Origin of the sequence: Hymenobacter latericoloratus (assembly GCF_014199535.1) — a bacterium.
Lineage (GTDB): Bacteria > Bacteroidota > Bacteroidia > Cytophagales > Hymenobacteraceae > Hymenobacter > Hymenobacter latericoloratus.
The window spans coordinates 212,714-227,695 of the sequence record NZ_JACHNV010000004.1 but is presented as its reverse complement, the minus strand read 5'-3'; the positions used below and the strand labels follow the sequence as shown (position 1 = coordinate 227,695).

Genomic DNA, 14,982 nt, shown 5'->3' with positions numbered 1-14,982 from the left:
AAGCGGTTAGAAAAGGGGCTCCGAAACAAGCCAGTAGGGAAGCCGCTACCCCCGAAACCCGCAAAGGGAAGCCAGCGCACGAGGCGCCAGCTTCCCTTTCAAGCCACGGGGAAAGCAAACTTCTGGCCACTCTCAGAGAACCTAAGTGAGAGATAGACGGATGTTTTTCAGCAGAAAAACGCCGCCAGCAAACCCCGGGAGGGCTTACTTCTTCTTGTGACGGTTCTTGCGCAGACGCTTCTTCCGCTTGTGAGTGGCAATCTTATGACGCTTTCTCTTTTTACCGCAGGGCATGAGTTGAAGTGGTTAAGGGTGTAAAAAATACTTAGTTCAGCTTCTGGAGTTGCTCATCCACCGAGGCGGCCAGGGCCGGATCAGTGCTGAGGCTTTTGGCCTTTTCAAAGGCCTTCCGGGCTTCTGCCTTAGCGCCCGTCTGGGCTAAAGCGACGCCAAGATAAAACTGTCCGTTGACGTTTTCGGCGTTGACCTTGATCAATTCCTGGAAACGCTCCACGGCCCGGTCGAACTGGCCGCTCTGAATCGCCAGAAAACCAAGGTTATACAGCGCTTTCTCGTTGCGTGGATCCGAGGCCAAAACTTCCCGGATCAGCGTAATGCCTTTCACCGGATCGGCGCTGGCCATGTAGGCCATACCAAGGTTAGTTTTGGCGTCGAGGTTGTCGGGGTTGTTTTTCAACACCTTCTCGTACAGCTCCTGACACTTCGCTCCCAGCAGCTTCTGCCGCTCCTCGGTAGCTGCAAAGCTGTAGGCTTCGAAGTACTCGTCGGCGGCCCGCTTCCAGGCCTGCTCGCCGGGGCGAGCCAAGGCAACCTGCTCGAAGTAGTAGCCCGCGCTGTCGAACTTCTCAATGGCTTTGTACTTGGCAGCCAGTTGCTGGGCTAGTTGCAGCCGGCCCGTCAGGTCGGCGGAGTTAATGGCCTTGTACTTGGTCAGCAGCCCATTAATTTCGCTGCGCTGAGCCGGCGCCACCGTCATGTGAGGCTGCTCCGGCCCTACGGTGGTAGGCTGCTGCCCGGACGAAGCTACCGCCTTGGAGCCGTTGGTGGCCGGCCCGCCCCCGTCGCGCGTGGCGGTTTGGGCGGCATCCTGGGCCAACTCTCCCCGCCCTTCTTTGGGCTTGACGATTACCTTGGGCAGCAAAAACAGCCCGGCTACCAGCACGACGGCCAGCGCCAGAATCAGAAGTTGGTGCTTGGAAGTAGTAGTCATCAGGACGAGAAAAAAGCAGGCCGCCGGGCTTCCCAGGCAGGAATTCCCAGCGGCTCAGCCAGCAATATTACAACAACAGGTGATTAGGCAGCCAGTTCTTTGATCTTCTTGCTGTTCTTGATCTTGCCAATGAAGGTCTTGGACGGCTTGAAGCTCGGGATGAAGTGCTCGTCGATGATAATCGACGTGTTTTTCGAGATGTTACGGGCTACTTTCTTAGCGCGTTTTTTGTTCACGAAGGAGCCAAAACCACGCACATAGATGTTGTTGCCTTCGGCCATGGAGTCCTTCACCACTTTGAAGAAGGCTTCTACGGTAGCCGAAACGTCTGCTTTCTCGATGCCGGTCTTGTCGGCAATTTCGGCAATTACTTCTGCTTTAGTCACGCTGGTAAGTGTACTAGGGAGTGAAAAATGTTCTGCTGGCAACTTATGCCGTTCCCCAAAACGTAAGCACTTGCCCGGTAAGAGTTTGCCTACGTTTTGAGGGGCACAAAGGTAGCCTGCTTTTTTGGTTTTACAAACGGTTTCGCCGCATTCCGGGAGGCTTCCCCGGTTGCATCCAACTTATTCTTTCTCAAAGCCTTGACTTTCCCTCAAACTCCTTCTTCCCACCCGTGGTTTGCGGCGGCGCTGCTGAACTGGTACCCGCGTCACCGCCGCGACCTGCCCTGGCGCCATACCCGCGACCCGTATGCCATCTGGCTGTCGGAGGTAATTCTGCAGCAAACCCGCGTGAAACAAGGACTTCCTTACTACCTCAATTTCATTACCAGCTACCCCACGGTGCATGAGCTGGCCGCCGCGCCGCAGGATGAGGTGCTGCGCCACTGGCAGGGCCTGGGCTACTATTCGCGGGCCCGCAACATGCACCATACAGCTCAGCAGGTGGTGCAGGAGTTTGGAGGCACGTTTCCGGGCTCTTACGAAGGGTTGCTGAAGCTGCGGGGGGTAGGGCAGTACACGGCCGCCGCCATTGCATCCTTTGCTTACGATGAGCAGGTAGCCGTGCTTGATGGCAACGTGTACCGGGTGCTGGCACGCATGTTCGGCCTGACCCAGGACATTGCCGCCCCGGCCAGCCGCAAAGTGTTCCAGCAGCTGGCCGACACGCTGATTCCGGCGGCGCAGCCCGCTGAGTTCAACCAAGCCATTATGGAGTTCGGCGCTATTCAGTGCACTCCGGTAAAGCCCGACTGTTTGTTTTGCCCGCTGCAAAGCCAGTGCTATGCTTTTCAGCACGGCATGGTGCAGGAACTGCCCGTAAAAAGCAAAGCCAAGGCCGCGCGCACTCGCTACTTTCACTACCTGGTACTGCGCCACGAAGACACCTTGTATATGCGTAAGCGGGGCCCCAAAGATATTTGGGAGGGCCTCTACGATTTTGCTCTGCACGAAGCGGAAACCGCTGAGCTGCCGGCCCAGCAGGTGGTTGACGCGGTGGAACTGCTGGGCGGCCGTTTCGCGGCCAATCAAGTAGAGGAGCCTGTGCGCAGCTTGCGGCACGTGCTGAGCCACCAGAAAGTAGAAGCACGTTTTCATCTGGTACAACTGGCGGAGCCCCTACCCCCGCCGGCCTTGGCAAAGGCCGGCCTAGTCGCTTACCGGGCGGCGGCAATTGAGGAGCTACCAAAGCCCGTGCTTATAACTAATTATCTTAGCAAATACTTAGGTGTTGAAGCCTAAAATACTTGGCAAAATAGATTTTATTCAATATCTTTATACCTGCAACACCCCCTATTTTCATTTTCAAGCAACTAACCCTCAAGCATATGGCAGGCGTAAACAAAGTTATTCTGGTAGGCAACCTAGGCAAGGACCCGGAAGTCCGGCACCTGGAAGGCGGAGCCAGCGTTGCTCACTTCACCTTGGCAACCAACGAGTACTATAAGGACAAGCAGGGCAACCGCGTAGAGCGCACAGAGTGGCACAACATTGCGGCCTGGCGCGGCCTCGCCGAGCTAGCCGAAAAGTATCTGCGCAAAGGCCAGCAGGTGTACGTGGAGGGTAAAATCCGGACCCGGCAGTACCAGGATAAGGATAACCAGACGCGCTACATCACTGAAATCATAGCCGACGAAATTTCCATGCTTGGTGGCCGGCCCCAGGGCAGTGAAGGCGCGTCAGCTTCTGCTCCCGCAGCGGCTGAAGTGCCCACTACCTTCCGGCAGGAACCAGAGCTGGATCAGCTGCCGTTTTAGGCGGGTCCGGTACCTGCGCACGAAAGCCCCGGTTTTGCCGGGGCTTTTTGCATTGATTTAGTCCCTTGGCAGGGGTAGCACGCCACGGACGTGCATCTATTCTTATGCTACCTTTGCTAGTTCATTTGCTTTTGCTACGCATGGCTTATTCCCGAATGCTACGCGCCGGAGGCGCGGTTTTTACGTTGCTGGCTTTGGCGGTAGGCTGTACTTCTACCCCCGATTTCACGCCCAAGCCCAAAGGCTATAACCGCATCGACCTGCCGCCCCACGCGTATCAGATGCTGGCGCCGGGGCACCCGTACCGGTTTGAGTACTCGCGCCATGCCAAGGTGCTGCGCGATTCTTCCTACCTGGCCCAGCCCCACTGGATCAATATCTACTACCCCACGCTGCAGGCCAACGTGCAGATTACGTACGCTGACCTAGCCGGAAAGCCGCAGCTCTACGGCAAGCTGCTGGAAGACGCGCGCAAGCTCACCAGCAAGCACGAAATCAAGGCCACGGCTATTGACGAAAACGTGCTGAAAACGCCCAACGGCATGCGCATTTCGGTGTTTGAGCTGCAGGGCGAAGTACCCAGCCAGTTTCAGTTCTATACCACCGACAGCACCAAGCACTTCTTCCGGGGCGCCCTGTACTTCCGCACGGCTACGGCCAACGATTCACTGGCTCCGGTCATCGAGTACGTGAAGCAGGACATCGTGCGGATGTTGAACACGTTGCAGTATCAATGAGCCCGCCCGGAGGAATAAGCAGATTGTAGCTACCGCTCGATCTACTTTCCGGACTTCCAGGACTCATTTCTCATAGCTGTATGAGTAATTTCTTTCAGACGAAACTAGAATACCTGCGCGGGGTAGGCTTGCAGCGGGCCCAGCTGCTGCAGAAAGAGCTGAACCTGTTTACCTACGGTGACCTGATTCAGCGCTACCCCTTCCGCTACCTCGACCGCACTCAGTTTTATAACATCTGCGACCTGCACGACGACTTGCCTTACGTGCAGGTAAAGGGCATTCTGCGCAACCGGGAGGTAGTAGGTGAAGGCCCGAAGAAGCGCATGGTGGCCAAGGTAGCCGATGCCAGCGGCGAGCTGGAAGTCGTGTGGTTTAAGGGCGTCAACTACCTGGAAAAGGTGATTAAGAATCACCAGGAGTACATCGTTTTTGGTAAACCCACCCTGTTTCAGGGCCGGCCCCAGATGGCCCACCCGGAAATGGAAGAAGTAACCGAGCAGAAGCCCGGCCAGAGCTACCTGCAGCCGGTGTACAACACCTCCGAAAAGCTCAAGAACTACCACCGCGTCGACAGCAAAGCCATTGCCCGCATGGTGGCCGACTTGCTTAAGATTGCTCTCCCTCAGGTGCACGAAACGCTGTCGGAGGACTTAATCCGGCAGTATGGCCTGATGGGCAAAGCCACGGCGCTCCAGCAGATTCACTTTCCGCAGAGCACCGAATTACTGCAGGCGGCCCGCTTCCGGCTGAAGTTCGAGGAGCTGTTCTACGTGCAGCTGAAGCTGCTGCGCCAGAAGGATCAGCGCAAAGTCACGCTGGCGGGCCAGATTTTCAAGGAAGTGCCTACTCTGGTGCACTTCTACAAGAACGTGATGCCCTTCGACCTGACGGGCGCGCAGAAGCGGGTGATTCACGATATCTACAAGGATTTCTGCTCGGGCCAGCAGATGAACCGCTTGCTGCAGGGCGACGTGGGCTCGGGTAAAACCATCGTGGCCTTCATCAGCATGCTCATGGCCGCCGACAACGGAGCCCAAAGCTGCCTGATGGCGCCCACCGAAATCCTGGCCGATCAGCACTACACCGGCCTCAAGCACTTTGCCGATATGCTGGGGCTGAAAATCGGGAAGCTTACGGGCAGCACGCGCACCGCCGAGCGCCGGGTGCTGCACGAGCAGCTGCGCTCCGGCGAGATGCACATGCTGGTGGGCACGCACGCCCTGCTCGAAGACGTGGTGCAGTTCCGCAATCTGGGCCTCACCATCATGGATGAGCAGCACCGGTTTGGGGTAGCCCAACGCTCCAAGCTCTGGCAGAAAAATCCGCACGTCATTCCCCATGTGTTGGTCATGACGGCGACGCCCATCCCGCGCACCCTGGCCATGACGCTCTACGGCGACCTGGATGTGTCGGTAATTGATGAGCTGCCGGCCGGCCGCAAGCCCATCGTTACGGTGCACCGTTTTGATTCCAACCGGCTGAAAGTATTCGGCTTCCTGCGCGACCAGATTCGGCTGGGCCGGCAGGTGTACATCGTGTACCCGCTCATTGAGGAAAGCGAGACCATGGCCGACTACAAGGACCTCATGGATGGGTACGAAAGCGTGGCCCGCGCCTTCCCGGAGTTCCAGATCAGCATTGTGCACGGCCGCATGAGCGCCGCCGAGAAGGATGCCGAAATGCAGCGCTTTCTCAAAAACGAAACCCAGATTATGGTGGCTACCACCGTTATTGAGGTCGGCGTAAACGTGCCCAACGCTTCCGTAATGGTCATTGAAAGCACCGAGCGATTTGGCCTCTCCCAACTCCACCAGCTCAGGGGCCGGGTAGGGCGCGGGGCCGAGCAGAGCTATTGCATTCTGATGAGTGGTTACAAGCTCAGCAAAGACTCCCGGACCCGCATCGAAACCATGGTGCGCACCAACAACGGCTTCGAAATTGCCGACATTGACCTGAAGCTGCGCGGTCCCGGCGACCTGATGGGCACCCAGCAGAGCGGAGTGCTGGACCTGCTTATTGCGGATCTGGCCAAGGATGGCCGCATTCTAACTGAGAGCCGCGCCGCTGCCCAACAGCTCATCAACGAGGATCCGGGGCTGAACAAACCCGAAAACGTTGCTATTCGGCGGCATATTGAAAGTTTGCCGGCTACGGCGGTCAACTGGAGCCGCATCAGCTAATTGCCGAATCAACATTACAACGGAAGGCCTACCCTCACGCTTGGCTGCAAGCGCGGGGGTAGGCCTTTCCTTTCCGGTGACCCATAAAAAAAGCATCTTTGGAAAAGACGCTTACCGAGGATCTACTCTAAAGTGGTGGCATGTATGGTGGTGGGAGCCGTCGCTTGCCAGAAGTAGCTTCCGCCACCCTGGTTGGTCTTTCGCTTGATAGCATTCTGGCTTTCAAAGAAAGAAGCGTTCTGAGCCGGAATCTGCCAGACGGTACGAGCAGCCGATGCAGAAGCTACATGGCTCTGCTGGGTCAGCTTGCCGGCAACTACCAGCGAGATCATAAGAACAAAACGAAGTAAAGATTTCATAGTAATCTACCTGATGATGACAGTGCCGTCTGGTGGCAAATTTTAGGCCAATCAGCCAACGGGGGTGGCTGAAGTTGGGATAAAGAAAAAAAGCACAAAATTTTATCAGCCACGGATTAGCCTACCTACCCGAATCTGCCCACTCAGACGAGCAACATTTAAAATTCATATTTCAGAATATTGCTCCCCGGTGCGTTCAGCCTCGTTTTGTAGGGGTAGGCTCCCCATTGCGGGGGCAAAGATCGGAATACAACTTTAGAAAAACACCCATTTCGCATTAAGAATATATAATACTGGCCTTTGCTGGAAAGAGTCCGCGCGGGCGCTCCATAAATAAGCGGAGTACTGCCGAAGTTAGGTACCTTTGGAGAATCCTGTTTTCACTTGGCTTCCTGTTCTACTTAACCGCTTTTCTTCGTGCGCTTTTCTTTTCTGATTGCCACTGGGCTGACGCTGACTAGCTTCCTGACGGCACCAGCGCTGGTAGTAGCTCAACGGGTTAAATCGGCACCGTTTAGCTACCTGCCCGAGCGCGCCGACGACCGTTACAATCAACGCGTAACGCGTAAAACCCTGGCCTTGCCCACCGGCGGCTTTGTAATACTGGCCCATAAGTCGGCCACGGAATACGCAGTAGAGCGGTACGACGCCGACCTCAAACGCCTGTGGGCTACTTCCCTACCCCTGAGCGCCGGCGAAACCATCGACGCCTTTGCGCAAAGTGCTGGTCAGGCAACCGTTGTTGTGCATTCGGCAGGAGCAGCCCAGCAGCTCAGTGCCTACACCATTAACTTGGCTACCGGTCAGAAGTCGGCTGCCAAAAAGCTCCTGGAAACCGGCTCGCGCGACCGGCGCCCGGGCGCGGCCTTCTCGGCTGATGGCACCAAGCTAGTGGTATGGCGCTACCTCACCCGCGAGGAGCAAATCCGGGCCATCAGTGCCGTGGTGTACGATGAGAAGCTGCAGAAGCTAAAGGAGCGTACCTATGACTTCCATGACCAGGGCGGCTTTTTCTCGACTACCGTGCACGTTGGCAACGACGGCTCCCAGTTTGTGACCCTGGTGAGCGACGGCATGAAGAAACTGGCCGTGCGCCGCTACCGCAACGATTCCCCGGAGGTGAAGGTCATGTCGGTTTCCGTGGGGGGCACGTTTGGGGGCAAAGAGGTAAACGTATTCGACTCGCGCTTTGCTCTGCAGCCCGACAACACACTCTACGCGGCCGCTATCTGCAACGAGCGGGAAACTGGCCTGTACTACAGTCTGAAGGTGGTGAAGTTTGACTTCTTGGGCGAAGGGGAAATGAAGTTCGCCCCGGAAGTCAAATTTACCCCGGCCTACCTGCAGGAAGTTAACCAGGCCACCGCCACTACTGCCAAGCGCCTGGAGGATGTGTACCTAACTGACTTGCTGCTCACCGCTGAACAGCAGCTGGTAGTGGTAGGCGAAAAGAAATACGAAGAAGGCGGCGACGACTCGCCCGGCCATACCCGTGAGCTGCACTTGTTTGGCTACAACGAATTTCAAACGCCCACCTGGCATCGTATCATCGCCAAAGACCAGGTAGCACCCGCTACCGAGGGCTTCAGCAGCATCAGCTACCGCGCGGCCCTGTTTGGCCCGGAGCTGCAGGTAGTGACTTGGGAGAAAATCAAAAACAAATCCGATCTGTACCTGCGCCGCATCAACGCCCTGAACGGCACGGTGCAGCCCCCGAAAAGCCTGGGCCTGAACGTGGCTTCGGACCAGAATCCGTCCTACGTGAAGGATTTCACCACTTGGCTGGACCCCAAAACTCTTATCGGCGTGAGCCGACCCAGCAAGAAATCAGCCGCCCTGATGCTAAACAAGATTGTGGTTAAGTAACTCGCAGATTGACGCGGATTTGCTGGATTACGCGGATTTTGGTGACGAGGCTTAATCTGACACAAGCTCCAAAAACAAGTAAGGCTTGCCATATGGCAAGCCTTACTTGTTTTTGGCTTTTCTGGATACCCGGTGGTGGCCACCAAAATCTGCGTAATCCAGCAAATCCGCGTCAATCTGCGATTTAGAAAGCGTATTCGTTGGCGGCAATCAGCACGTCGGCAATGCGGCGGCGGGCGTCTTTGGCGTTGTAGAGGTCAGCTTTGGTGAAGCGCTTCAGGCCCATAGCCAGCAGGCGCTGCTCGTCGCCTTCGGTCATGGAGGCAATAGCGTCTTTACCAAACTTCTGCACTTGGTCCACGGTGTCGGAGAGGTACACGCGGGCAATGTCGATTTGGGCGGCCAGAGCCTCCTCACCTTTCACGCCGGCTTCCTTTTCTACGCGCAGCAGCACGCTTTCAGCGGTGTACACCTTGATGGCCATATCGGCGATGTTCATGAGTACTTCCTGCTCTTTGGCCAGGGAGTTCATGTACTTCTGTACCGCCGTGCCGGCTACCATCAGGATGGCCTTCTTCAGCTTGGCAATGGTCTTTTTCTCGGCGGCGAACAGGCCGGTTTCCTCTTCCACGTTGAAATCCGGAATAGCCATCAGCTCCTGCTGCACGGCCTGGGCCGGACCCATCAGGTCCAACTCGCCTTTCATGGCCTTTTTCAGGATCATGTCCACGGCCAGCATGCGGTTGATTTCGTTGGTGCCCTCGAAAATGCGGTTGATGCGCGAATCCCGATAAGCGCGGTCCATGGGGTAGTCGGCCGAGAAGCCGTAACCACCGTACACCTGCACGCCTTCATCTACCACGTAATCAAGAACTTCCGAGCCTTCTACTTTGAGAATGGCGCACTCCACGGCAAATTCGCGGGCGGCGCCCAGCAGGGCTTCGTTGTGGCTTTGGCCTTTGGCTAGCAGCTCCTGCTCCATGCGGGCAATGTCCATACCGGCGCGATAAATAGCCGATTCCACGGCGTAAATGCGCACGGCCTGCTGGGCCAGCTTGTACTTGATGGCGCCAAACTTGCTGATAGGCAGCTTGAACTGCACCCGCTCGTTGGCGTATTTCACGCTCAGGGTAGCCGCCATTTTGGTGGCGCCCAGACAGGCAGCGGCCAGCTTAATGCGGCCGATATTCAGGATGTTGAAGGCAATGAGGTGACCTTTGCCAATCTCGCCCAGCACCGCCGACTTCGGCACTTTCACGTCGGAGAGGAATACCTGGCGCGTGGAGGAACCCTTGATACCCATCTTGTGCTCCTCGTTGCCGAGGCTCAGGCCGGGCGTATTTTTCTCCACGATAAAGCCCGTGAACTTGTCGCCATCTACCTGCGCAAACACAATGAACACGTCGGCGAAACCACCGTTCGTGATCCACATTTTCTGCCCGTTCAGCACGTAATGCTCGCCGTCTTCGGTCAGGATGGCTTTGGTTTTGGCGCCCAGGGCATCGGAGCCGGAGCCGGGCTCCGTGAGGCAGTAGGCGCCCATCAGCTCACCGCTGGTCAGGCCGGGCAGGTACTTGGCTTTCTGCTCCTCGTTGCCGAAGTACAGAATGGGCAGCATGGCAATACCCGTGTGCGCCGCAAAGGCAACTGGGAACGAGTGGCCGCCGCCTACCCCTTCGGTTACACGCAGGGAGGTAGTGAAGTCCATATCCAGCCCGCCGTACTGCTCCGGAATGCTTACCCCGAACAGGCCCAGCTCACCAGCCTTTTCCATGAGGTTACGCATCAGGCCTTCTTCATGGTTATCAAGACGCTCCAGCAGGGGCTGTACCTCCTTCTCCACGAAGTCCAGAGCCGTCTGGTGCATCATGTTCTGCTCCTCCGAAAAATCGGCGGGGGTAAATACGTCCTGCGCAGCGGTTTCTTTAATGATGAACTCGCCGCCTTTCACAAGCTTATTGGTTACTTCCATGACCGGGTGAGATGTTGGATTGGGAAAATTCGAAGTCGAAAAGAGAGAGCAAACTACTCGGCTTACCTACTATTACAGCGCCGTGAGCCTGCAGTTTATTTGTACCGAAATATACAAAAATATGTTATGCTTGCCGACTAATTCCTGAAAAGAAAACCCCGCGTCAGGGGATTTTCTTTTCAGCTTATTGGAACGGGCCGTACCAGGCATCCGTCAAGGGGGAACTGGTTACGGCGCCTACCCCCAACTGTCGCGTAAGCCACTGATGAAGCTGCTGTTGCCGATACTGGGTCGTAGCTTCTGGTACACGACTGGCAGGGTGGGCGAAAAAGGAAGTGGTGCTACCCCCTATCATCAGCCCAAGGGCTTCTACCTCTTCTATCAGCATATCCCAGAAAGCAAAATCGGCTTCCTCGCTTACGCTCTCGAACTGGTAGTCCACGTACCAACCGAATTCCTTGAACTCAGCCAGATGCTTCTTTTTGCGCAGGCGCTTCTTCATGGTGTGTAAAGACAAGGGAGAAGCAGGCTTCAGTCCGTGCCACAGATCAGGTGAGTTTTCCGTTGGAAACGCTGCCACGCATCCAGAGCAACCTATGACCCGAACTGAAGCCTGTTCCTACCCCTGCTTACTTCAGCAACTCGTAGATGCCGGCTACGCCCTGGCCGCCGCCCACGCAGGCGGTTACCATGCCGTACTTCTGGCCCCGCGCGCGCAGCTCGTGGAAAAGCTGAATGCTGAGCTTGGCACCCGAGCAACCCAGCGGGTGGCCTAGCGCAATGGCGCCGCCATTCACGTTCAGCTTGCTTTCGTCGATGTCCAGCTCGCGCACAATGGCAATAGACTGGGAGGCAAAGGCTTCGTTCAGCTCAATCAGGTCGATGTCCTGGAGTTTCATGCCCGCCTGGCGCAGCGCCTTCGGAATGGCTTTAATGGGACCCATGCCCATAATGCGCGGGTCGATGCCTTCGGTGGCGTAGGTAATCATGCGGGCAATGGGCTCCAGGTTCAGCTCCTTCACCATACGCTCCGACATTACCAGCACGAAAGCGGCACCATCGGAAGTCTGGGAAGAGTTACCAGCCGTCACCGAGCCGTTGGCGGCGAATACGGGCTTCAGCTTGGCCAAGGCTTCCAGGGAAGTGTCGGCGCGGGGCCCCTCGTCGGTATCGACTACGTAAGAGCGGTTTTTCTTCTTGCCGGTGGCCTGGTCGAGGTAGGTTTCCTCTACCGTGATGGGCACAATCTGCTCCTTAAACTTGCCTTCCTGAATGGCCTTGATGGCCTTCTGGTGCGAGTTGTAAGCAAACTGGTCCTGGTCCTCGCGGGATACTTTGTAGTCCTGGGCTACGGCTTCGGCCGTGAGGCCCATGCCGAGGTAGTAGTCGGGGTGCTGCTGGGCGAGCTTGTAGTTGGGCACCGTTTTCCAGCCGACGGTGGGCACCATGCTCATGCTTTCGGTGCCCCCGGCCACAATACAGTCGGCCATGCCGGCCGTGATTTTGCTGGCGGCCATGGCAATGGTTTCCACGCCGGAGCCGCAGTAGCGGTTCACGATGAGGCCCGATACGTTTATGGGCAGGGCCAGCAGGGAAATCAGGCGGCCCATTTGCAGGCCTTGCTCGGCTTCCGGCACCGCGTTACCCACCATCACGTCGTCGATGCGCGTGGGGTCGAGGGCGGGCACGGAGGCTACCAGGTGCTTAATGACGTCGGCGGCGAGGTCATCGGGGCGGGTGAAGCGGAAACCGCCGCGGGTGGCTTTGCCCACGGCCGTGCGGTAACCAGCTACGATATATGCATTCATTGTAGTGAGTCTTGAAGAAAGTAGTGGGTAGCTCTAGTCGCCTCACCCCCTAGCCCCCTCTCCGAAAAGGAGAGGGGGGAACTAGAAGCTAGTTTCTGTTCTGCTATGAGGGGCAGCACTAGACTAAAATCTAGTTTTTCTAGGGCTAATTCCCCCTCTCCTTTTTCGGAGAGGGGGCTAGGGGGTGAGGCGCCCGTTGTTAGTTCCGCAGCGGTTTGCCGGTGGTCAGGATGCTCTGAATCCGCTCCAGCGTTTTCCGCTCGCCGGTCAGCGAAAGGAAAGCTTCGCGCTCCAGGTCCAGCAGGTACTGCTCCGATACTTCGGTGGGGCTGCTCAGGTCGCCGCCGCACATGATGTAGGCCAGTTTGTTGGCAATCTTCACGTCGTGGTCGGAGATGTAGCGGCCTTCCTTCATGGCGTGCACGCCGGTCAGGAACATGCCCAGGGCGCCTTTGCCCTGCACCTTGATGTTGGTTTTCTGCACCGGCTGGGTGTAGCCATCTTCGGCCAGCTCGATGGCAGCAGCTTTGGCTTGCGCAATCACGCGGTTGCTGTTTACCACTACCTCGTCGCCGCGGCGCAGGAAGCCCAAATCGAAAGCCTCAGCCGCCGAAGTCGAAACTTTGGCGGTGCTGATGGTCATGAAGGTGTTGCGGAGCAGGTTGTACTCGGGCTCGCCTTCTTCGTACTTGGCTGCGGTACGCAGGGTCATTTCCTTGGTGCCGCCGCCGCCCGGAATCAGGCCTACGCCGAATTCCACGAGGCCCATGTAGGTTTCGGCAGCCGCTACTACCCGGTCGCAGTGCAGGTTCAGCTCGCAGCCGCCGCCCAAGGCCAGGCCATGCGGAGCGCCTACCACCGGAATGCTGCTGTAGCGCATGCGCATCATGGCCTGCTGGAACTGGGCAATCATCAGGTTCAGCTCGTCGTACTCCTGATCCAGCGCGAACATGTACACCAGACCCAGGTTGGCGCCCGCGGAGAAGTTCGGGGCGTCGTTGCCGACTACCAGACCGCGGAAGTCCTTTTCGGCCAGTTCCACGCCTTTCAGCAAGCCCTGAATTACGTCGGAGCCCAGCGCGTTCATCTTGCTGTGGAACTCCACGTTCAGAATACCGTCGCCGAGGTCGAGTACCGAAGCACCGGCGTTTTTCCACACTACTTTGCCCGTGGCGCGCAGGTTATCGAGGATGATGAAGTTCTCGACGCCCGGAATGGCCTTGTAGGCCTTGCTCTCGATGTCGTAGAACTGCTTCACGCCCTGCTCGCTCACCTTATAGAAGGTAGCGTTGCCGGCCGCCAGCATTTCCTGCACCCACGGGGCCACGGTTTTGCCTTCGGCCTGCGCTAGCTCCAGCCCTTTCTGAACGCCCAAGGCATCCCAGGTTTCAAACGGACCCATCTCCCAGCCGAAGCCGGCGCGCAGGGCGTCGTCAATCTTGTAGAGCGAGTCGGTGATTTCCGGAATCCGGTTGCTTACGTAGGCGAAGAGGCCCGCGAAGGTCTTGCGGTAGAAATCCGCGGCTTTGTCTTTGCCGGCTACCAGCACCTTGAAACGGTCGGCCAGCTTCTCGATGGGCTTGGTGGTTTCCAGGGTGGCAAACTTCACCTTGGCGCTGGGCTTGTACTCCAGCGTGTTCAGGTCAAGCGCCTGAATTTCCGACTTGCCGCCTTCGCCTTTTACCTTTTTATAGAAGCCCTGGCCGGTTTTGTCGCCCAGCCACTTGTTCTCCGCCATCTTCTTGATGAAGTCGGGCAGCTGAAACACGGCCTTGGCTTCGTCGTTCGGCAGGTTCTGGGCGAGGCCGTTGGCTACGTTGATCATCGTATCCAGGCCTACCACGTCGGAAGTGCGGAAGGTAGCCGACTTGGCGTGGCCGATAACCGGGCCCGTCAGCTTGTCCACTTCCTCTACCGAGAGGCCGAGCTGGCTCATCACCTGCACCACGTCCATGATGGCGAAAATGCCCACGCGGTTGGCAATGAAGGCGGGCGTGTCTTTGGCCAGTACGGTGGTCTTGCCCAGGTACAGGTCGCCGTAGTGCATCAGGAAATCCACCACCAACTGGTCCGTGTCCGGGCTCGGAATGATTTCGAGCAGCTTCAGGTAGCGCGGCGGGTTGAAGAAGTGCGTGCCGCAGAAGTATTTCTTGAAGTCGTCGGAGCGGCCTTCCGTCATCATATGAATCGGGATGCCGCTGGTGTTGCTCGTGATGAGCGTGCCGGGCTTGCGGTATTGCTCCACGCGCTCAAACAGGCTCTTTTTGATATCGAGGCGCTCTACTACTACCTCTATCGTCCAGTCACAGCCGGCAATGTCCTTGAGGTTGTCGTCGAAGTTGCCGGTTTTGATGCGGCTGGCGTCGGCTTTGCGATAGAGCGGCGAGGGGTTGGCCGCCACGGCCGCCTGCAACGAGCTGTTCACGATGCGGTTTTTTACCGCGGGGTTGTCCAGCTTCAGGCCTTTGGCTTCTTCGGCGGGTAGCAACTCTTTCGGCGCGATGTCGAGCAGCAGCACTTGTACCCCGATGTTGGCGAAGTGGCACGCAATGCGCGAGCCCATCACACCGGAACCCAGTACGGCTACTTTTTTGATGGTACGATTCATTCTTGGGGAGGAATGAGTGGG

Annotated in this window: 12 protein-coding genes; 5 read left to right on the top strand and 7 right to left on the bottom strand. The window is 57.2% G+C overall.

All coding sequences use genetic code 11. The annotated features are described in order from the left end of the window. Nucleotides 1-325: 325 nt before the first annotated feature. Nucleotides 326-1,231: a tetratricopeptide repeat protein gene (locus GGU46_RS15450; RefSeq protein ID WP_183404462.1), complete on the bottom strand. Its 906-nt coding sequence runs from the start codon at nucleotides 1,229-1,231 to the stop codon at nucleotides 326-328. A gap of 83 nt (nucleotides 1,232-1,314) precedes the next feature. Then, nucleotides 1,315-1,617, bottom strand: a complete 303-nt coding sequence (locus GGU46_RS15445; RefSeq protein ID WP_110979047.1) for an HU family DNA-binding protein — start codon at nucleotides 1,615-1,617, stop codon at nucleotides 1,315-1,317. Nucleotides 1,618-1,815: 198 nt separating this feature from the next. Between GGU46_RS15445 and mutY the strand changes: the two genes are divergently transcribed. From mutY to recG, 4 genes are all read left to right on the top strand, one after another. After that, nucleotides 1,816-2,916, top strand: a complete 1,101-nt coding sequence (mutY, locus tag GGU46_RS15440) for an A/G-specific adenine glycosylase (protein ID WP_246399046.1) — start codon at nucleotides 1,816-1,818, stop codon at nucleotides 2,914-2,916. 86 nt (nucleotides 2,917-3,002) lie between these two features. Next, a complete protein-coding gene (locus GGU46_RS15435; RefSeq protein WP_183404461.1) occupies nucleotides 3,003-3,431 on the top strand; it encodes a single-stranded DNA-binding protein in 429 nt (142 codons plus the stop codon). Between the two features lie 140 nt (nucleotides 3,432-3,571). Then, nucleotides 3,572-4,168: a gliding motility lipoprotein GldD gene (gene gldD, locus GGU46_RS15430; protein WP_246399045.1), complete on the top strand. Its 597-nt coding sequence runs from the start codon at nucleotides 3,572-3,574 to the stop codon at nucleotides 4,166-4,168. An 80-nt stretch (nucleotides 4,169-4,248) separates the two neighbouring features. Next, nucleotides 4,249-6,348: an ATP-dependent DNA helicase RecG gene (gene recG / locus GGU46_RS15425; protein WP_183404460.1), complete on the top strand. Its 2,100-nt coding sequence runs from the start codon at nucleotides 4,249-4,251 to the stop codon at nucleotides 6,346-6,348. 122 nt (nucleotides 6,349-6,470) lie between these two features. On the opposite strand, the gene GGU46_RS15420 is transcribed toward recG, so the two are convergent. Next, nucleotides 6,471-6,707, bottom strand: a complete 237-nt coding sequence (locus tag GGU46_RS15420; protein ID WP_183404459.1) for a hypothetical protein — start codon at nucleotides 6,705-6,707, stop codon at nucleotides 6,471-6,473. A gap of 417 nt (nucleotides 6,708-7,124) precedes the next feature. Between GGU46_RS15420 and GGU46_RS15415 the strand changes: the two genes are divergently transcribed. Next, entirely contained in the window at nucleotides 7,125-8,573 is a 1,449-nt protein-coding gene (locus GGU46_RS15415) for a hypothetical protein (RefSeq protein ID WP_183404458.1), read from the top strand. Between the two features lie 184 nt (nucleotides 8,574-8,757). Here the strand turns inward: GGU46_RS15415 and GGU46_RS15410 are convergent, their stop codons facing one another. The 4 genes from GGU46_RS15410 to GGU46_RS15395 form a co-directional block, all read right to left on the bottom strand. Further along, entirely contained in the window at nucleotides 8,758-10,545 is a 1,788-nt protein-coding gene (locus GGU46_RS15410; protein WP_183404457.1) for an acyl-CoA dehydrogenase family protein, read from the bottom strand. 184 nt (nucleotides 10,546-10,729) lie between these two features. Next, nucleotides 10,730-11,062 carry a 50S ribosome-binding protein YggL gene (locus tag GGU46_RS15405; RefSeq protein WP_215906364.1) on the bottom strand — a complete coding sequence of 111 codons (333 nt, stop codon included), beginning with the start codon at nucleotides 11,060-11,062 and terminating at the stop codon, nucleotides 10,730-10,732. A 112-nt stretch (nucleotides 11,063-11,174) separates the two neighbouring features. Continuing rightward, nucleotides 11,175-12,353 (bottom strand): acetyl-CoA C-acyltransferase, encoded by a 1,179-nt coding sequence (locus GGU46_RS15400; RefSeq protein ID WP_183404455.1) that lies wholly within the window; start codon nucleotides 12,351-12,353, stop codon nucleotides 11,175-11,177. A 199-nt stretch (nucleotides 12,354-12,552) separates the two neighbouring features. Continuing rightward, nucleotides 12,553-14,961 (bottom strand): 3-hydroxyacyl-CoA dehydrogenase/enoyl-CoA hydratase family protein, encoded by a 2,409-nt coding sequence (locus GGU46_RS15395; protein WP_183404454.1) that lies wholly within the window; start codon nucleotides 14,959-14,961, stop codon nucleotides 12,553-12,555. Nucleotides 14,962-14,982 lie beyond the last annotated feature (21 nt).